Origin of the sequence: Sporanaerobium hydrogeniformans (assembly GCF_002735925.1) — a bacterium.
In the GTDB taxonomy this organism is placed as follows: domain Bacteria; phylum Bacillota; class Clostridia; order Lachnospirales; family Cellulosilyticaceae; genus Sporanaerobium; species Sporanaerobium hydrogeniformans.
The window spans coordinates 77,651-97,321 of sequence record NZ_PEDL01000012.1 but is presented as its reverse complement, the minus strand read 5'-3'; the positions used below and the strand labels follow the sequence as shown (position 1 = coordinate 97,321).

The window sequence follows — 19,671 nt, the reverse complement described above, 5'->3', positions numbered from 1 at the left end:
CATAGCTATATGTTACTATCTATTCATTTTTTAATACATGTAAAATCTAAAGACTTTTATGTAAAATACAAAATAGACAAAAAAAATAAGGAAATCCTATTTTTTTTGAGGAGTTTCCTAGTAAAATTTAAAATTCTATAATTTTGTTTAGTTTTTATGAAATAATTTCTTATTCTACAATCTCAGCAATTCGTATATAACCTAAATTCGTTTCTTCTCTTATAACTTAAGACTTCATTTTATAAGTATTTATCCAAAACTAATTATGGAGGATTGATCTTTAGCAGCAGATGCGATACTTTTGACATGGAGTACTGGACCTTCTCCTTGATAAACAGGTGCTTCTTCCCAACAGATTTCAGCTAATAGCTCTACGCTCTCTTTATTTTGAAAACGTGGCTTGCCAATATTGTGACAGTAAAGTCCCATAAAAGCTATGTCATCCTCACAACAAGGCATCGCAAAGCGCCCAAAGCTGAAGCGGTCTTTAGGATCACTTGGCTCTTTGAAAAAAAGTCCACTTACTTTTACTTTTTTATGAAGATACTTGTTGGGTTCCTCCCATAAATCAATATACCAAATACCATAGTGCTCCTCACTAACCTCAATCACATCCTTTGTTATATCATAGGGAAGCTCTTCTTTAATAGGTGTCATTACAAAGTCTGTTGAAACACTCAATAATTGAACCTCACTATTTATCGCCTTTACTGTGCCTGTTAAAGCTCTTATATTCATCTCTTCATTCATGCGATTGACTATAACTAATTGAGCTGTTTTAAAATGCTCCATCATCATCCCTCGCATATTATTAAAGTAAAGATTAAAGGTCTCTCCGTTTACGATCACCATGCTTTGGTAGAGAAACCAGCCTGTAGGGAGTGGTGTATCAAAAAGAAGCTCTAATCCCCACATCCCATTGTATTCCATAATGACCCTACTTGGACTATGAATCAAATTGAGTTCTTTTAGGAAAGCTTCTGTTAGCTCCTCTTCCTCGTCTACTCTTACTAAAGTCACATGATTTTTAGTCAGTAGTATCTCCTCATAGTCTTCGACCCCTTCTTCACAAACAATAAGAAGTGTTTCCTTTCCATCTGCAAAAATAGGCTTAGCTAGAAGATGACTTATAAAGGAAGTTTTACCTGATTCCAGTAATCCATTCAATAAAAAGATAGGTATTTTCATGGTTCTGCTCTCCTCTAACACTCTTCAAATAGTTGCTGAAGTCCCTTTTTATCTAGCTTTGTTCCGATTACACACAAGCGTCCTGTGTAGTCTGCTGCTTCTTGTCTTATTTCATATTCTCCTGGCACCATATCAAAGCAAAACCAATTACCTTTTTCATCTTGCAAAATCCCTTTAGCACGAAGAATCATCCCGTACGCTTGTGTATTTGAAAGCTTTTCCAAAACTCTTTTAATGGCTTCTTGTTTAAAAGGACGAGGTGTTTCTAAACCCCAACTAGTAAAAACTTCGTCTGCATGATGATGCTGGTGATGGTGATGATGTTCCGTATGAGAATGGTGTCCACCACAACATGAACAAATAGCCTCCTTCTTAAGAAGCTCCTTCTCTAATGTATTTTGACTTTCCATAGCCTCTAAAAGCTGCTTGCCTTCTAGGTCTTGCCATGGGGTAGTCACTAATGTAGCTGCCTTATTACGTTCTTTAATTAGTTGAGTGCACTCTATCAACTTGTCCTCACTGATATCTTGTGTACGACTTAATAAAATAGTTGTTGCATTTTCAATTTGATTATTAAAGAACTCTCCAAAGTTTTTCATGTACATTTTACACTTTTTAGCATCTACTACTGCAGTCCTAACATTAAGAGTTATTTGTGCGTCTTGCTCCTTATCTTTAACAGCTTTTATTACATCTGAAAGCTTACCTACTCCTGACGGCTCAATAATAATGCGGTCCGGCTTATATTTACTTAGTACTTCTTTTAGTGCTACACCAAAATCACCTACTAACGAACAACAGATACAGCCTGAGTTCATTTCTGTTATTTCTACTCCACCTTCTTTAAGAAAGCCACTATCTATCCCTATCTCACCGAATTCATTTTCAATAAGCACTAGCTTTTCATCCTTAAAAGCTTCTTTGATAAGTTTTTTAATTAAAGTTGTTTTACCTGCCCCTAAAAATCCTGAGATAATATCCACCTTTGTCATTTGCATTTCCCTCTCTTCCATACTGCAATTTATCACGCCTTTTAATTATAGGTTTATTCATTTATTTTATACAATTATCCATCAAATTTCAAACAAATCCAATATAAGTTCTATATATAAAAAAAAGCAAGGCTTTATACCTTGCTTTTTTTACAGTTTAAAGAAGTTTCTTGATACCCTCATAAATTCTTTGAGCCACAAGTGGGTTATTCATCGTATAAAGGTGAATACCCTCTACATCATGAGCAATTAGGTCAACGATTTGGTCAATGGCATAAGCAATCCCTGCCTCAAATAAGGCTTCTTTATTATCTTCATATTTTTGCATAATCTTTGTAAACTTACTAGGTAGTGACGCTCCACAAAGAGAAACCATCTTTTCAATTTGTGCTTTATTAATAACAGGCATGATTCCTGCTTCAATAGGTACCTCAATCCCCGCAAGCTGGGCATTTTTTTGAAAGTTATAGAAAACATCATTATCAAAGAAAAGCTGTGAGATCAAATGCCCTACTCCTGCATCTACTTTTTTCTTAAGATTAAGGATATCCTGCACCTCATTCTCACACTCAGTATGTCCTTCTGGATAACACGCTCCACTTAATCCAAAGTTTCCTTGGCTTTTGATATAGGCTACTAAGTCACTGGCATATGTAAAATCTTTCTTAGGTGTCACATTTGGATTTTTATCCCCACGAAGGGCTAAGATATTTTCTACTCCTGCCTTCTCTAATTCTTGAAGAAGTATGTTTATTTCATCTTGATTATGATTAAGACAGGTAAGATGAGCGAGTGCTTCAATATGGTATTTAGCTTTTATTTTTTTAGCAATTTCTACTGTTTGATTGTTAACACAGCTTCCACCTGCTCCAAAGGTTACACTGATAAAATCTGGTTTTAATTGACTAAGAATTTCTAAGGTTTCATCTAAATTTCTTAAAGCGCTTTCTTTCTTAGGTGGAAAAATTTCAAAAGAAATAATGGGCTTTTTTTGTTCAAAAAAATGTTCTATCTTCATAATTACTTGCTTCCTTCCCTTTTGCTGTTCTAGCTCTTTACTTACTGTTTTTATATTGTAGTAAGTATACGTGCTTTCCTAAAAAGAGTAAATTACAAAAAAAATATAGCTTGCTATAGTTTAATACTATAGCAAGCTAATTGTATGACGTTTTAGTGCTTCTAAATAAATTTCTCCTAATCGACTTATTGTTACACTTTTATGAGTAATGATACCAATACGCATTACTTCTTCTACATCTAATGGTATAGCAATGATGTGCTTACCGTTTAATTCTTCACTTATAATACCACTTGAAATAGTAAAACCATTTAGTCCTACAAGTAAGTTGAAGAGTGTTGCTCTGTCACTTACCTTGATGGCTTTTTTATGTACTAAAGTACTCAGAATCTCCTCTGAAAAATAAAAAGAATTATTTTCTCCTTGCTCAAAGGATAAACAAGGGTAATCTCTAAGTTCTTCAAGAGAGACACTTTTTTGCTTTGCTAGGGGATTCCCTGACCAAATAAAGATATGAGGCTTAGCTGTAAAAAGTTCCTTAAAGACTAAATTACTTTCCTTTAAAAGCTTGCAAATAACCTTTTCATTAAATTCATTCAAATATAAAATACCAATTTCACTTCTAAGTTGTTTGACATCCTCAATAATTTCATAGGTTTTAGTTTCTCTTAGTGTAAATTCATATTCCTCTAAGCCATATTCTTTAATAAGTTCCACAAAAGCATCTACTGCAAAGGCATAATGCTGGGTTGAAACGCTAAACTTTTGCTTAGCCGGCTTCATCCCTAAATACTTCTCCTCTAATAATCCCATTTGCTCCACTACTTGTCTCGCATAGCCTAAGAACTCCTTTCCTTCTGTGGATAAGACAATTCCTTTGTTATTTCTATTAAAAAGACTTATGCCAAGCTCGCCCTCTAAGTCCTTTATAGCATTTGATAAGCTAGGCTGTGAAATAAATAATGTCTTAGCCGCCTCACTCATGGAACTACTATCTGCTACTGTAATAACATATTTAAGCTGTTGTAAAGTCACTTTGCTTCCCCCTCTTGCTCTTTATTTATCTGGATGCCTTATATCTTATAAACTTCTATATACCCTCTTTTTTACTCTCCTTATTATAGCATACCTCCAAAATAAATTTCCCCTACATTTCTCCCTGTTCCTATTCATTATTCCTCTTTATCTTTTCTTATTCCTATTCGTCATTCCTCTTTATCCTTCCTTATTCCTATTCATCATTCCTCTTTATCCTTCCTTATTCCTATTCATCATTCCTCTTTATCCTTCCTTATTCCTATTCATCATTCCTCTTTATCTTTTCTTATTCCTATTCATCATTCCTCTCTATCTTTCCTTACCCCTATTCATCATTCCTCTCTATCTTTCCTTATCCCTATTCGTCGTACGGGGCGATTCCATATCGCCCCCATAATGCCTAACCAATTCTATATCTCACACACAATCCATGTTATCTTCAGCCTTGATTAAAGTATTTCAATTACGGATATTATAATAAATACACTATGGATAAATAGTATTTAGATAATTATAGAATTACAAGGAGATATGAGGTTACGGGAGATATGGAATCTCGGGCGGATATGGAATCCCGGGCGGATATGGAATCCGCCCCTACGAGGTGGGATAGGTGAAATGATAGAAAAGGGGATGTTAATAATTTGAAAATTTTAGATAGGTGGTGAAATCTTGAATTTACCTAGAAGGAAATCTAATCGATTAAAAAATTATGATTACAGTCAAAACGGTGCTTATTTCATAACACTATGTACTCACAACAAAAAAATATTATTCACCCCCGTAGGGGACGATTCCATATCGTCCCGCGATTCTATATCGTCCTGCAATTCCATGTCGTCTCGTAATTCCATATCGCCCCACGATTCCATATCATTTCAAAATACCCTATCATTTAGCAACTCCATGTCGTCCCGCGATTCTAGACCATCTTACAGATCTCTATCAACTCAAATGATAAATAGTATATTTCTAAAAACAATTGCACACTATCCCCATGTAACCTGTCCCAAATATGTGATTATGCCTAATCATTTTCATGCTATTCTTGTTATTGAAAGAAAGGATATGGAGTCACATAGAAGTATGGAATTATTGGCGGATATGGGATTACGGGCGGATATGGAATCCGCCCCTACGGTGTCGGGGGTTGTGCAGGCTTTTAAGCGCTATTCTACGATTGAATATATAAAAATGGTTAAACAAGGGATTTTACCATCCTTTGATAAGCATATATGGCAACGTTCTTTTCATGACCATATCATCCGTAATGAGCAGGCCTATCAAAAAATATGGGAGTATATTGACACAAATCCTTTGAAATGGGAATTGGATTGTTTTTATACTCCTGATTATAAATAGCTTCTTTATTAATTATTATAATTATTGGATAGTTAATAGATATGAATTAGAGATGGATATGGAGTTGCGGGCGGATATGGAATCCGCCCCTACGGGATCAGGATAGGGGTAGAGAATCCACCCATACAGGATCAGGATAGGGGTAGAGAATCCACCCATACAGGATTAGGATAGGGGTAGGGAATCCACCCATACAGGATTAGGATAGAGGTAGGGAATCCACCCATACAGGATTAGGATAGGGGTAGGGAATCCACCCATACAGGATCAGGATAGGGGTTAGGGTTGGTTGGCCCAGTCTGCTGGGTAGGTTATATAGATGAAACGGGCATAGTTGGGAACAGAAAATTTGATACTGGAACCCTTTGGGATAAGAACAAGCTCACCTGCATGGGCAGTTGCTACTTCTCCATTAATAATGATACTAAGGCTTCCTTCAATAACATAATCTATTTCATCATAATTAAGATGCCAATCAAAGGTAGTACTCTTCATTTCCATTACCCCACAACCTAGCCTTGGACTTTCTTGCAGTGTGAAAACATCTTTGGTATAAACCTGATCAGTAGATTTCCCGGTATCTAAGCGATTACTCTCATCCACTTTAACGGTTGGTACCTTAACAGCAATAACACCTGACTTTGTTACTTCCCTTACATAATCCATACCATTAGAAATGTTATTTGCCTTGCCTAGTTTCTCTAAAATAATCTGTTTAATAAGTGTTTCTAAGGTTGAACGTTCAATATCCATCTACTGCTTCTCCCTTCCAAGTGTTTTATTGGCAATAAAGATGGCTACAATAACAGCTGTGATACCACCTACTAATTTACCTACAATCATAGGAAAAATCATTTCTGAATTAAAACCAGCTGTAAAGCCTAAGTGATCCCCAAATACAAAGGCAGCAGATACAGCAAAAGCTACATTGATAATTTTACCTCTTGCATCCATATCTTTCATCATTCCAAACATAGGGATACTATTCGCTAAGCTCGCTACAAGTCCTGCTGCTCCTACATCATTCATACCCAATATTTTCCCCATTTTCATAAGTGGTGTTTTGAAAACCTTTGTAATAACATATACCAGTGGAAAGGCCCCTGCTAATACAATAGCAATATCTGCTACAATAGCAAATCCTTCACTAATAGGTGTCATACCTGGTATAATGACAATACCTGTTAGCTTCTCAATAATACCTAATGCTAAGCCAAAAATGATAACGGCTACAACAAACTTCCCAAAGTAGGTAAACCCTTTAATCATGGCATCTTGAAAAAAGAAGAGCCCTAATGCAATAAGAACCGCAAAAATAATGATTGGAATAAGATTCATAACAACCATACTTATAGGAAAGCCTGCTACAAGCCCACCTACGAAGGAACCAATAGGAATAGTAATAACTCCGGCAAGGACACCTGTTGCTAAATACTTACGGTCACTTTCTTCAATGATTCCAAGTCCAACAGGGATGGTAAATACAATAGTAGGTCCAAGCATAGCTCCTACAATGAGTCCTCCAAAAAGACCTGCTTGTGGATCAATGGCTAAAGCCTGTGCAAGAGGTGCTCCACCCATATCATTAGCTAAAATAGAACCTGCAAACATAGCAGGGTCTGCTCCTAGAAAACCAAAAAGAGGAACAATGACTGGCTTTAGTAAGTTTGCAATAATAGGAGCTAAAGCAATAATACCTACCATTGAAATGGCTAAAGTACCAATTGCCATAATCCCTTCTTCAAATTTTTCACCTATCCCAAAACGATTACCTATTATTTTATCCAGTGCACCTAGCACAGCAAAGATAACCATGATGTATACAATGATTTCGTTAATACTCATAAAAATCTCCTCCAATTATTCAGTTTGCTTGCCCTTTATTAAACCAAATATTTTTTAATCTCTTCACTAGGTGAAGGAATAAGTGCTCGATTGGCATACTCACTGGCACTTAGCTTATTTTTTACTTCTTGAAAACCATATTCAATGCTACTCACAGCACCCGTTACTGTAAAAACAAGCTTACCACCTATACAAAGTGCTAGCTGCAATTTAATGAGTTTTACATCACTAGCCTTTAGCATATGGTCTAATACCTCAATGCCTGTACAAACCTTATTGGTTTCTATAATGCCAATGGCATCACTGACTTTTTTCATTTCATACTTATTCTTGAAACCTTCTATAATAGCAGGCGTAACAGCATGTAACCTAAAACTATCTATAAGGCTCTTTTCACTTTGTGCCTCACCATATCCAATGGCTTCATCTACTGCACCCTCATCACCTGTAACAATAATTAAAAATCTACCTGGACATAGGGTGCGAAAATAAATAATTTCTACATTAGCCTTTTTAACAATTTGGTCACCTATTTCAATACCTTTACTAATACTTCTAAATTCAAGAGCTCCTATACTTCTAATCATTGTCTTCTACCTCTATAGAATCCACTATTCCTACAATGGCAGCATCAATGGGACAATTAGGATTGTGTACTGCATAGCGTGCTGCTCCACCTCTTACAACTAAAACCAAGTCACCTACTCCTGCCCCAATAATATCTGCTGCGACGACAAGCTCTGGCTTCTCTTTTCCACGTTCTAAAAGCATTTTAAGCACTAACAACTTCTGACCATTCATATTATCATCCTTTTTGGTAGCCCATATACTACCCACTACTCTCCCAATATCCACATTATTTCTCCTATATCCGCCTAATTTGAATATGCTGTTTTCTTATATAGTCATCTGCTAAAGGTGTAATAATACATTTCTTTGTAATCGTTAATGTATATACTCCTTCTATATGCTTTTTAATAAGATCCGACTCCAGAAGTAATTTCTTATACGTCATATCTAAATCTCTATTGCCTTTTATAGGTTCATGCGTTGAATCTACAGGTTTATTTACTTCTCTTTCTTCAATTTCATCCAAATGACTGATGCATCTTACACCATATTTTTGAAGCTTATCTTCATACTCCATAAGTGTGATATAAAGCGTTTTATGAGCTTGTTTTTTATACTTCCTGTACTCCATACCTTCTTCTAAAATATAAACAGGTTTTTCTTGCAAGAGAGCTTGTAAAATAAAGTCCTCTTCCTGTGTTACTGGCGAGGCAAGGGCTAAATGACTTAGCATCTTGGTAGATAGCTGGGTGATAAGAATACCTTCGCCTTCTATCTGATTGGAAGTGTATTCACTTAGCTCGTATACTCCCTCTCCCCTTTTCAAAGCAGAAGTAGGCATGGGCCCTATCACAATCAACTTTCTTTTTGAAAGCGGAATTGTCACTTTTTGCTCTAACCTTTTATAGAGTTCTGTTAGAATTTCATCTACTAAGGCTTCTTTTTGCACATTCCCATCCCTTTCTCTCTCCTCTTATTTGATAATCATACCTAACGTACCTTTCGTAAAGCCACATGCATTGGCTTCATCATAGTCAATATGAATATAGGTTTTAAAATCCTTGCTTACGCGTACTACTAAATCATCAAAAATGAGTGGTCTTGTTCCAAATACTTTTACCTTGATCACCTCTCCATCGGATACATTAAATTTCACTGCATCTTCTGGTGTCATGTGCATATGCCTTTTAGCTACAATTAACCCCTCACTTAGAGTAAGTTGTTTGTCTCCATTACTTACTACTATCTGTGGTGAGCCTTTAATATCTCCACTTTGACGAATAGGTGCTTTAATACCTAAAGCAAGGGTATCTGTAAGGGAAACTTCTACCTGGGAGCTTTTTCTTTCAGGCCCTAATACTACTACATTCTTCAAAGAACCCTTCGGTCCAGTAATGGTTACACGTTCTGCACATGCGTATTGTCCTGGCTGAGACAAGTCCTTAACGGGTGTGAGCTGATAGCCGTCACCAAATAAAAAGTCAATATCTTTTCTTGAAAGATGAATATGCCTGCCTGAAGCTTCTACTTCAACAAAAAGCCTCTCCTTAAGTGCCTTGACTATACTATCTATCATTTGATTAAGTGTTTGTGACATATACGCTCCTTTCTTCCAATGTTTTAAATGTCCACCATGGATGTTTAATTGTATTTGCCTGCTAAATATTTGAACATCATAATCCAGAATAAAGAAGACAACCTATTAAGTGCTTTGATAATATCTTCTCTACTGGTTTGTCCATATTCATCCTTAAAAGCCTTGTAGGCTATAAGCTCTGTTTCACGCGTAAGTGTACGAAGCTTATTAAGGTAAGCCACCATTTCACCTTGCTTGTAATTTGGTAAAAAATGAGAAATGCCATAATATTTACTAGGATGATGGGAATGCTCCCTAAGCGCTACGGCATCTAAATCTTGAAGGCGAAAATCCCCAATAGGTTCTCCACATACTTCAGAGCGTAAAAGATTCCTTATAAAACGAATAATCTCTTCCAAGTCCTTAATCATTTGAGGGATGTTTTGTTTTTGTGCAAAAAGCTGTACAAGTATCATTTCTGCCTCTAAACTATCAATGGCTCCTCTAAAAGCGATACGTGGATGATCTTTAAAAACCAAAAGATTCCCTCTTAAATGTGTCATATCCTCTGGCTTTTCTAGGAGTTTGCCACCAAATAAGGTATCATAGCTTTCTTCTTTTATAGCCTCTTTTGTATCCTCAGTATTCATTTTGACTACCTCCCTTGAGGGATTGTCTTGTATTTTAAGTTCAATATTTTTTTCTAATAAATAAGCTCTAGCTGAAGGTGTAATAATCCTACCAGGTGCCACAACAAGTTCACCTTTTTCTTTCAGCTGTCCACTTGTTAACATGTGCCTAATATCATTTTCTGTTAGAACGGACATGCTTATCACCTTCTTGCCTCTCTCATCTCTATTATTTTTTATAGAAGAGGCTGCTCACCTTCCCTGATGAGCATCCTCTTTTGGCTTATACAGCCATCTTACCTTAAAATAGGAGAGACTTTATTTAGGCATGACCATGTGGCAAGATAACATCAACTTCTGAATGAGGTCTTGGAATAACATGCACTGAAATAAGTTCTCCTACTCTTTCCGCAGCTGCAGCTCCTGCATCAGTTGCTGCTTTCACAGCACCTACATCACCTCTTACCATAACTGTCACAAGACCGCCACCGATTTGCTCTTTACCTACAAGCGTTACATTAGCTGCCTTTACCATGGCATCAGCTGCTTCAATCGCACCTACTAAACCTTTTGTTTCAATCATTCCTAATGCATTCGTATTTGCCATTTTGTTTTCCTCCTATAAAGTAAGCGTAGCTTTTAAACTACATACTTAGTATTCTACTTTTCAGCAATTATATTAATTCCTTCATAATCCTTTTTACTAGTTCCTCTACAAGGTTCTCTGTACCCATCCCATTGCTACAGCAGCTTCCTGTTTGATTTGTACCTGCTTCACGACGTAAATCTTCTAATTCTTTGACACCATATGCCACACGTTTGATGTTAATAAGATCAATAGGTCCAATGTTGTTAGAAGAAGAGCTTCCACCCACTGCTCCACACCCTAAGGTAAGTGCTGGGAATAGATTCGTTGTACCTCCTACACCACCTAAAGCACCTAATGTATTAACTAAAATACGAGAAGCTGGGATTTTAAGAGCGAAGCGTTTAACAAGCTCTTCATCATTGGCATGGATACAGAAGGTATGTCCTCTACCTTCCAAAATCAAAATTTCTTGAGCTTTCTTTAAAACAGCCTCTACATTTTCTTCCACATAGAAAGCTAAAATAGGAGCTAACTTTTCTCTCGAATAAGGCACATCATGTCCGATACGTGTTTCTTTAGCAATGAGTACGCGTGCTGAAGAAGGTACTCTAGTAAGGCCTGCTAGTTTGGCAATATGCTCTACACTTTTTCCTACAATTTGAGGGTTCATAGAACCGCTAGGCCTTAAAATAAAGTTACCTAACTGCTTAGCTTCTTCAGTATCTAAGAAGTAGCCTCCTTGTGCCTTAAACTCTGCTACAACCTTATCCTCCATACATCTTTCAACCATAATGGATTGTTCAGAGGCACAAATTGTTCCGTTGTCAAAGGTTTTAGAATCCATAATGCGTTTAACTGCCATTTTAAGATCTGCACTTTTATCAATAAAAGCAGGACCATTACCTGCACCTACTCCAATAGCTGGTGTACCGGAAGAGTAAGCAGACTTTACCATACCTGGACCACCTGTAGCTAAAATAAGCTTGGTATAAGGGTGCTTCATAAGCTCCTGAGTGGCTTGAAGTGTAGGAATTGTAATGGTAGAGATGGCTCCCTTAGGACAGCCTGCTGCCTCTGCTGCTTGTGCTAAAATATCTACAGTTGCTTTTATACAATTTTTAGCACTAGGATGGGGTGAAAAAACAATACAGCTACCTGCTTTAATTGCAATCAAGGTTTTATACATAACAGTTGATGTGGGATTTGTAGAGGGTACAATCCCTGCAATCACTCCAACAGGTATACCGATATCTAATATTTTTTCTTCTTTATTATCCTTGAGTATTCCAATGGTTTTCTGATTTTTAATCCCTTCATAAATACCCTTGGATCCAAATACATTTTTAATAACCTTATCTTCCCATTTTCCAAAGCCGGTTTCTTCATTAGCCATCTTAGCCAGCTTTTCAGCATTTTTAAAACCCGCATCTGCAATCGCTTTAACGATTTTATCAATTTTACATTGATCAAAGGTTTCAAGTATCTCTTGTGCCTTTTGTGCTGCACTAAGTAGATTTCTTACCTCTTGAAGGGATTGTAAATCTTTATCTATAAGTTCCATTTAGGTCCTCCTCGTGTTACTTGCTAGTATTCTTATGCTATAAAGTAGCTTTGTTATTAAAACTTTTAATGAGTTCAAGGAGTTCTTCTTTTTTAGCTGTTTTGAGTTTTTTAGAAGATACAGAAATGCCTAGAGTCTGAATAAGCCCTCTTAGTTCTTCATTACTTTTTTTATCTAACTCCTCAAAGTTAATGATTTCTTCTTGCAAAGCTTCTTTTTTTTCTAGATTTATGCCCATCTCATCACTGTGTTCTGGCTCAGTAAGTGGTGCGCCTTTTTCATTATCGAAAGTCTCCTCTTCATTGCTTTTCTTGTGCGCTAGAGGGGGCTTTACGATGGTTCCAATAATGGCCTCATCTAATCGTGGAATAATATGGGCACTTCTTACTGTCCCTATCCTTTCAGCTGCACTGCTTCCTGCATCTACAGCTGCTCGTATGGCACCTACGTCTCCAAAAAGTTGTACTGTCATGATGCCGCTACCAACCTTTGATAGTCCACTTAATTGGACATTAGATGCCTTAAGTGCGGCGTCTGCTGCTTCGATAGCAGCAGGGTAACCAATCACTTCTATAAGTCCTAATGCTTGGAGTCTCATTAATAATCCCTTGGGTTATCTGCTACAGCTTTAATAGCTTCAGCAAAAGCTGCACATGCGGCATAACATGCAGACTGAGTACCTGTTAAAAGACCCCCGCCAAAGTTCGTTTCAGAAGGTGGGCCAAAAAACTCAACGAGCTTTACATCTGCAGCTTTCATTGCTGCATCTAATCCATAGATAGCTTCCATAGGAGGTGCAATGAGGTATGCAAGAGGTTCACCCTCTTCTATCCCTGCTACCTTTGAAAGGTAAGAACCTGTACGTGAAATGGTATGGGCATAGTACACAATGGAGTCATCTTCATTAGCACTTACAAAGCATGCTCCAGACTGAAAAAAATCAAGAGCAGCTTTCAGTCCACTTCTTACCTCTGCTGGACTAGGCCCTCCGATAATACCAATGACTTCACCTGCTAATTTAGTAGAGGCATTGCCTGCCCCTGCATACATTGAACGCGCATAGACTACTTCTACATCCGCATCTTTAGTTGCTTCATCGAGTGCAGTATAGGTAACGTCATCACAGTCAGAGGTGATAATACCTATACTTTTATGCTTAGGACCTAGTTCAAGCTTAGCTGCTAATTCTGGGCTGACATTAGAAATAACACGTACGCCCAATACATTTACTCGCATTTTATCATTTTTCATTTATTTTACCTCCTTCTACTTTAAATCAATACCAGATGCTTTTTTATCAAGCATGGTTTTAATAAGCTCTGCAGCATGTGCACCTGCTTCTACGGCTGTGGTACCACCCTTGTGAATATTAGAAATAACCGTCCTTTTAGCTTCTGGAAGCCCATGCTTAGGCTTGTAAGCAATATAAGCTGACATAGACTCCGCTGTTACAAGCCCTGGTCTTTCACCTACTAGCATACAAATGACATCTGCTCCTGTTACCTCTCCAATCGCATCCATTGCCCCAACCCTGGCATATTTAACAAATAAAATATCCGGTACGGTTATACCATGCATCTGCAACCCTTGCTTAATAGCTGGAATCGCATTTTCCACATTGGCTTCAATAGCTGATGAAGAAAGACCATCTCCTACAACAAGTAATACTTTTGGATTATTACCACAGGTCTTTTTGATTATTTCTAACTCCTCTGGTCCAAATCTCCTTCCCAGGTCAGGACGAGTTAAATATTCATCCTTATCTTTACAGAGAGTTTTAACAAAAACAAAGTTATTCTTTTTAATGAACTCTTCTGATACATCATTAAATACAGCATCTTGTGCGGCAGCATGGTCAGCTCTTACACGAAGCATCGTTATCGTTTTATAACGTGCTCCTGCCTTTCCTACGCCAAGTCTAGCTGGCGTTTTAGCCTTCATAGCTAAATAACCTTCCTTATCCTTTGCATGCTCCACTAAAAACTGTTTCTTAATATCTATTTTTGTAATATCAGGAATGCAACCATTAGGGTCAATAGTAGTGGTTTTGGTTTCATTACTTGCTGCTTTTACAGTAGATGCAGCTGGGGTAGTAGAAATCGTAACATCACTTCCTACCACAGAAGGTTCTTTACTTATCATTTGCTCTACGAGTTGCTCTACCATCTTTCTTAAATCTTGTTCGTTCATCATTGTGCCTCCTTATCCTAGAATAGTATTGATGCATCTCCAGCTTTTTCAGTTAAACGGCCCCTTTCATCCACAAAGCCCATTTTAACTAACCATTCATGGAAAGGCTTAATAGCTGTGAGTCCGAACATTTCTCTTAAGGCTGCTGTTTCATGATAACCTGTGGTTTGATAGTTCAGCATAACATCATCCCCATGAGGAATTCCCATAAAATAGTTACAGCCTGCTGTTGTTAGTAAAACAGATAAGTCTTCAATAGAGTTTTGGTCCGCCTTCATATGATTGGTATAACATGCGTCACAGCCCATAGATATACCCGTTAGTTTTCCCATAAAGTGGTCTTCTAGCCCTGCACGGCTTACTTGGCGGCCATCATATAAATATTCTGGTCCAATAAAACCAACTACTGTATTCACAATAAAAGGCTGAAAACGTTTAGCAAAGCCATAGCATCTTGCTTCCATTGTTACCTGATCTGTATCATGATGGGCCTCTGAAGAAAGTTCAGAGCCTTGTCCTGTCTCAAAGTACATTACATTAGGACCTTCTGCTGTTCCTTCTGATAAAACAAGCTGTCTTGCTTCTTCTATAGTGGCTGCATTAAAACCAAAGGCTTCATTTCCTTTTTCTGAGCCTGCAATGGATTGGAAAATAAGGTCTGTTGGTGCCCCTTTACGAATAGCATCCATCTGAGTTGTCACATGGGCAAGTACACAGGTTTGAGTAGGAATTTTAAACTTCTGTTTAATTTCTTCAAAACGTTTAAGAACACGTACAACACTTTCTGTCGAATCATCTACTGGATTAAGTCCAAGTAGTGCATCCCCTGCCCCATAGGTTAAGCCTTCTAGTAAAGAAGCCATAATACCATCTGGGTCATCTGTAGGATGGTTGGGTTGCAGTCTTGAAGAAAGTGTTCCTGGCTCACCAATTGTTGTATTACAGTGAGCAGTGATACGGATCTTACTCGCTCCATAAATAAGGTCCATATTAGACATAAGCTTAGCAACAGCAGCTACTATCTCAGAGGTAATCCCTCTTGATGCCCTGCGAATATCTGCACCTGTTGTCTTTTCATCAAGAATCCATTCTCTGAATTCTGCTACTGTCATGTGTTTGAACTCATTATAGATTTTTTCATTGACATCATCTTGAATGATACGTGTAACCTCATCCATTTCATAAGGTACAGCAGGGTTATTTCGAAGATCCTCCAAGGTTACATTTGCTAGTACTACCTTGGCAGCAACCCTCTCCTCTGCACTCTCTGCTGCGAGTCCTGCTAGTTTATCCCCTGACTTTTCTTCATTGGCCTTAGCCATTACCTCTTTGAGTGATTTAAACTCATAAGTATGTCCAAATAATTGTGTCTTTAAAATCATAAAGACCCTCCTTTCAATTAAATACAAGTGTTTTAACAACGACTGGGAGCACTGCTCCTTCTGCTACTGGATGTCCAATATCGATATAATCTCCATTGTCTAGCTTGATGCTATCTAAACAAATCACATCCTTTTTATAGCCTAATTCATAGTACATAGTTTGACCCAGTACCTTAGCCATATCTTTTTCTACAATTAAAATAAGTGGTAATTCTCTTTGAATCAGTTCCTGCATCCCTTCTACAAGTCCTTTTGCATAAGCCTGTACCTCCTTGAAGCTAGGGTTTTCCTTACCTTGGAGTGCAATGGCCACCTTTTGCAGATCACCATCTAACTTAAACCACTGGAGCTTTCGCTTAACAGCCTCTCTTAAGATAGCCTCTCCTCCTTCCTCATCCTCTAAAGATAATTTCAAAATAGGGAGATTCTTAATAGGAAAGGTATTTTTTGTATAGGTAATGGTACTTCCACTTATTTCTGTAGTATGGGTGCCTGCACCTACAACGGTTGCACGAATCGTCTCTGTACTTTTAACAACTTGCATAGTTGTATAAAGTGGTGAATTTCGAATGGCTTGCCCTAGTAAAATGCCAATATCTCCAAATTGAAAACTATCCTTTATTGGTCCTCTTTCTGCCACATCGTAATAAACATAATCTGCTACGCCACCAGAAAAAGAGATGCACTCAGGTCGTTCTTCTCTTGCGATGCTTTTATTGGTAATGAGCTTATCAAAATCTGCATCTATAGGCGCTAAACCTACACTTTGCATAAGCCCCTTGACCATTAGCTGAATGATGGGCATCAGTTTTTCCTTTGTTACCACATCACCTCTATGGATACCTAAATGGTATTTTTCGATAAGCTCCTGGATTTTAGGCGCAATATAACTAATCTGCCTAGAGGAGGGGTCTAGCTTAATGAGTCTGCCACCAATGTCTAAGCACCCCGTATCTTTAACGTCTCCACGTTTGAAAACAGCTAAATTACTCGTTCCTCCTCCAATGTCTATATTCACTACACTGGTATTGTGCTCCTTGGAATAGGTATGTGCCCCTGCACCCTTGCCAGAAATAATGCTTTCTAAATCGGGACCTGCTGTAGCTACTACAAAATCACCTGCAAAACCACTTAGTGTCGTGAGTACTTCTTTTGCATTTTCTTTCCTTGCTGTTTCACCGGTAATAATAACTGCACCCGTATTAATTTGACTTTTATCAATTCCTGCACTGTGATATTCCTTTTCAATAAGTTCTTTTACTTTAGGCCCATCTATCTCTTTAATGGAAAGAAGAGGGGTAAAATAAATAGGACTCCTGTAGATAATTTCTTTATCTACAATCACAATGCGAGGAACTGTATAGCTTGATGCCATATTTTCAATAATAAGTTTTGAAAATATAAGCTGAGTGGTGCTGGTCCCAATATCAATACCAACACTTAGAAGCTCTTCTCTCATCCCATCACTTCTTCCTTATTTCTTCTAATACTCTATAACCTGTTAGTTTTTATCCTTTAAAAAGGATTTTATATAATTAAATAAATCTTGAATGCCTACATCATCTACGGTATCCACCTTAAAGATTTGGCTGACTCCTGCCATTTTCAAACTTTCTTCTATTCTTTTTATTTGAGCTTCCTCTTTAACTAAGTTGATTTTGGTAATAATACCAATCATTTCCTTTGCAAATGAACAGGCAAAAGCTGGTGGAATAAAGTTCTCTTCTGCAGTAGGATCACCTATTAATGCAATAAGCTCTGCATCCACAGCCGTCATAATAAGTGCACTATAGTAATGTCTGTTTTCAAGATATTCACCAGGTGTATCAATCGCATGATTATAGATTTCTACAGATTGGGTTTTTTTATACAGAAGCTCTAATTCGTCTAGTTTTTGACATAGAGTTGTTTTACCACAGCCTGTACGTCCCATAAAGATAACTCTTCCCATCTCCTAAGTCCTCGTAATATGTGTAGGTGTAAAACCTAGTGTATGCTCTAATACTTCAATAATCTCTTTAACAGCTGCTTCCACCGCACTGATGTCTCCACTAATAATAAGTGCCCCACTAAAGCGATCGATAAAACCTATTGCAATATCTGCCGCTTTACTCGCTACATCTGCTGCAATAATGGACCCTTCACTGGGAGTAATAGTCAAAATACCAATCGCACTTATTTTTTCTGTAATAAGCCCTAACTTTTTATAGATATCTCCTGTAGGATTTGCAATAATGTGAGCCAGTGTAATCTGCTTACCAGGTACAAACTCCTGTATGATACGTTGTTTATCTTCCACTTGTAAGGTCATCTTGTTTCCTCACTTTTCACTTACATTCTTGATTAGTAAAGCCTTTTCTACTTAACTTTATTTATAAGCATCAACTTATCTTATAGATAATTTCCACTATATCACCAGTAGTTGCCTTACGAGGATTCGTTAAAATACATGCATCTTCTAAGGCTCCCTTTGCTATATCTTGTTTGAACTTATTAATCTCTTCTCTAGAGACCTTACACTCTTGCAAGCTTGTAGGCATCTTCATTTCGTGCTGCATCTTGGTAATGGCATGGATAAAGTTTTTAACAAGCATCCTAATACTGCTTCCCTCAATACCTACTAACTTAGCAAGCTGTGCATATTTACAAGCAGCCACTGTATATTTATTAGGGTTAAAGCCTTCTATCTCACTATTAAATTCGATAACGTAGGGAAGCAATAAGGCATTGGTTCTTCCGTGAGGAATATGAAGTTTTCCTCCAATATTGTGAGCAATAGCATGGTTCATTCCTAAGGAAGCTAGGTTAAAGGCTAAACCTGCTAGGCAAGAAGCATTATGCATTTTTTCTTTTGCCTCCATATCTTCACTTGCACTATAAGATTTGACCAAATACCCAAAAACTAATTCTACTGCTTTCTCAGCTAATGCATCTGAAAAATCCGTTGCCTGTGTGGACACATAAGCTTCTATGGCATGGGTCAAAACATCCATCCCTGTATCTGCTACAATACTAGGTGGTACACTTTTCACCAGCTCTGGCTCTAGAATGGCTACATCAGGTAAAAATTCATCGGATACTAGTGGGTATTTAATTTGTTTCACCTCGTCTGTAATAACGGAAAAAGAGGTTACTTCTGAGCCTGTCCCACTGGTAGTAGGAATAGCAATAAACTCCATATGGTTTAATTGACCAATTTTTTTCGCAAAGTTCATAATAGCCTTGGTGGCATCAATAGCTGACCCTCCACCTAATGCAATAACTACATCTGGCTTAAAAGCTGTTAAAACTTCAACACCCTTTACCACAAGTCCCATGGGTGGATCAGGAACAATGTCGCTAAATATTTCATAAGATTCAGGGGATAAATGCGTTGTAATCTTATGAATCATGCCTGATTTCACCATAAAAGGGTCTGTGACAATAAAGACCTTTTTGTCTTTGAAGGTTGCTACATAGCTCAGTGAGCCCTGCCCAAGTTTTACCTTGGTTTTAATTTCAAAAGTCTTCATCTCCATCCCATCCTATTCTATAGATTGAAAGATTTCCTTATTTAGGCTATGTATTTTTTTGATATTTATACGAAATTAAAAAACGAGCTTTAACTCGTTTTTTAATGTGTCTATTTTTATATGATTTAAAGTGTAGATAGAGATATGATTGAGACAAGAATAAATATATCATTAGGGCAAGGTTGAATATATCATTAGGACGGGGTTGAATATATCATT

At 37.4% G+C, this 19,671-nt stretch carries 22 protein-coding genes; 1 reads left to right on the top strand and 21 read right to left on the bottom strand.

Annotated features, from left to right (window positions below):
- Positions 1-249: 249 nt before the first annotated feature.
- The 4 genes from CS063_RS11585 to CS063_RS11570 all read right to left on the bottom strand — a co-directional run bounded on the left by CS063_RS11585 (position 250) and on the right by CS063_RS11570 (position 4,233).
- Entirely contained in the window at positions 250-1,188 is a 939-nt protein-coding gene (locus CS063_RS11585) for a TIGR03943 family putative permease subunit (RefSeq protein WP_099449860.1), read from the bottom strand.
- 14 nt (positions 1,189-1,202) lie between these two features.
- Complete coding sequence (locus CS063_RS11580) at positions 1,203-2,180, bottom strand: CobW family GTP-binding protein (RefSeq protein ID WP_099449880.1); 978 nt, start codon at positions 2,178-2,180, stop codon at positions 1,203-1,205.
- A 157-nt stretch (positions 2,181-2,337) separates the two neighbouring features.
- Positions 2,338-3,198, bottom strand: coding sequence for a methylenetetrahydrofolate reductase [NAD(P)H] (metF, locus tag CS063_RS11575; RefSeq protein WP_099449859.1), 861 nt, complete (start codon positions 3,196-3,198; stop codon positions 2,338-2,340).
- A gap of 126 nt (positions 3,199-3,324) precedes the next feature.
- Positions 3,325-4,233 carry a LysR family transcriptional regulator gene (locus tag CS063_RS11570; RefSeq protein WP_099449858.1) on the bottom strand — a complete coding sequence of 303 codons (909 nt, stop codon included), beginning with the start codon at positions 4,231-4,233 and terminating at the stop codon, positions 3,325-3,327.
- Between the two features lie 1,089 nt (positions 4,234-5,322).
- Here CS063_RS11570 and CS063_RS18085 point away from each other — a divergent pair.
- Positions 5,323-5,598, top strand: coding sequence for a transposase (locus tag CS063_RS18085; protein ID WP_180270772.1), 276 nt, complete (start codon positions 5,323-5,325; stop codon positions 5,596-5,598).
- A gap of 279 nt (positions 5,599-5,877) precedes the next feature.
- Here CS063_RS18085 and CS063_RS11560 read toward each other — a convergent pair whose 3' ends face one another.
- The 17 genes from CS063_RS11560 to CS063_RS11480 form a co-directional block, all read right to left on the bottom strand.
- Positions 5,878-6,351: a cupin domain-containing protein gene (locus tag CS063_RS11560; protein ID WP_099449856.1), complete on the bottom strand. Its 474-nt coding sequence runs from the start codon at positions 6,349-6,351 to the stop codon at positions 5,878-5,880.
- On the bottom strand, positions 6,352-7,443 hold the full coding sequence (eutH, locus tag CS063_RS11555) for an ethanolamine utilization protein EutH (RefSeq protein ID WP_099449855.1): 1,092 nt from the start codon (positions 7,441-7,443) through the stop codon (positions 6,352-6,354).
- 38 nt (positions 7,444-7,481) lie between these two features.
- A complete protein-coding gene (locus CS063_RS11550) occupies positions 7,482-8,030 on the bottom strand; it encodes a BMC domain-containing protein (protein ID WP_099449854.1) in 549 nt (182 codons plus the stop codon).
- Positions 8,023-8,298, bottom strand: a complete 276-nt coding sequence (locus tag CS063_RS11545) for a EutN/CcmL family microcompartment protein (protein ID WP_099449853.1) — start codon at positions 8,296-8,298, stop codon at positions 8,023-8,025. Before CS063_RS11545 ends, CS063_RS11550 begins: the two co-directional genes overlap by 8 nt.
- 10 nt (positions 8,299-8,308) lie before the next feature.
- Complete coding sequence (locus tag CS063_RS11540; protein WP_099449852.1) at positions 8,309-8,962, bottom strand: hypothetical protein; 654 nt, start codon at positions 8,960-8,962, stop codon at positions 8,309-8,311.
- A gap of 24 nt (positions 8,963-8,986) precedes the next feature.
- Positions 8,987-9,610: an ethanolamine utilization phosphate acetyltransferase EutD gene (gene eutD / locus CS063_RS11535; RefSeq protein WP_099449851.1), complete on the bottom strand. Its 624-nt coding sequence runs from the start codon at positions 9,608-9,610 to the stop codon at positions 8,987-8,989.
- A 44-nt stretch (positions 9,611-9,654) separates the two neighbouring features.
- Positions 9,655-10,416, bottom strand: a complete 762-nt coding sequence (locus tag CS063_RS11530) for a cobalamin adenosyltransferase (RefSeq protein ID WP_099449850.1) — start codon at positions 10,414-10,416, stop codon at positions 9,655-9,657.
- Between the two features lie 124 nt (positions 10,417-10,540).
- Complete coding sequence (eutM, locus tag CS063_RS11525) at positions 10,541-10,825, bottom strand: ethanolamine utilization microcompartment protein EutM (RefSeq protein ID WP_099449849.1); 285 nt, start codon at positions 10,823-10,825, stop codon at positions 10,541-10,543.
- A 67-nt stretch (positions 10,826-10,892) separates the two neighbouring features.
- Positions 10,893-12,368: an acetaldehyde dehydrogenase (acetylating) gene (locus CS063_RS11520; protein WP_099449848.1), complete on the bottom strand. Its 1,476-nt coding sequence runs from the start codon at positions 12,366-12,368 to the stop codon at positions 10,893-10,895.
- A 37-nt stretch (positions 12,369-12,405) separates the two neighbouring features.
- Entirely contained in the window at positions 12,406-12,966 is a 561-nt protein-coding gene (locus CS063_RS11515; protein WP_099449847.1) for a BMC domain-containing protein, read from the bottom strand.
- The gene (gene eutL / locus CS063_RS11510) at positions 12,966-13,619 is read right to left on the bottom strand and encodes an ethanolamine utilization microcompartment protein EutL (protein WP_099449846.1); all 654 of its coding nucleotides are present in this window, start codon (positions 13,617-13,619) and stop codon (positions 12,966-12,968) included. Before eutL ends, CS063_RS11515 begins: the two co-directional genes overlap by 1 nt.
- Positions 13,620-13,634: 15 nt before the next feature.
- On the bottom strand, positions 13,635-14,558 hold the full coding sequence (eutC, locus tag CS063_RS11505; RefSeq protein WP_099449845.1) for an ethanolamine ammonia-lyase subunit EutC: 924 nt from the start codon (positions 14,556-14,558) through the stop codon (positions 13,635-13,637).
- 17 nt (positions 14,559-14,575) lie between these two features.
- Positions 14,576-15,940, bottom strand: coding sequence for an ethanolamine ammonia-lyase subunit EutB (locus CS063_RS11500; RefSeq protein WP_099449844.1), 1,365 nt, complete (start codon positions 15,938-15,940; stop codon positions 14,576-14,578).
- A gap of 13 nt (positions 15,941-15,953) precedes the next feature.
- Positions 15,954-17,399, bottom strand: a complete 1,446-nt coding sequence (gene eutA, locus CS063_RS11495) for an ethanolamine ammonia-lyase reactivating factor EutA (RefSeq protein WP_099449843.1) — start codon at positions 17,397-17,399, stop codon at positions 15,954-15,956.
- A gap of 42 nt (positions 17,400-17,441) precedes the next feature.
- The gene (locus tag CS063_RS11490; RefSeq protein ID WP_099449842.1) at positions 17,442-17,891 is read right to left on the bottom strand and encodes a EutP/PduV family microcompartment system protein; all 450 of its coding nucleotides are present in this window, start codon (positions 17,889-17,891) and stop codon (positions 17,442-17,444) included.
- Between the two features lie 3 nt (positions 17,892-17,894).
- On the bottom strand, positions 17,895-18,251 hold the full coding sequence (locus tag CS063_RS11485; RefSeq protein ID WP_099449841.1) for a BMC domain-containing protein: 357 nt from the start codon (positions 18,249-18,251) through the stop codon (positions 17,895-17,897).
- Between the two features lie 70 nt (positions 18,252-18,321).
- On the bottom strand, positions 18,322-19,452 hold the full coding sequence (locus CS063_RS11480; protein ID WP_099449840.1) for a 1-propanol dehydrogenase PduQ: 1,131 nt from the start codon (positions 19,450-19,452) through the stop codon (positions 18,322-18,324).
- Between the last annotated feature and the right edge of the window lie 219 nt (positions 19,453-19,671).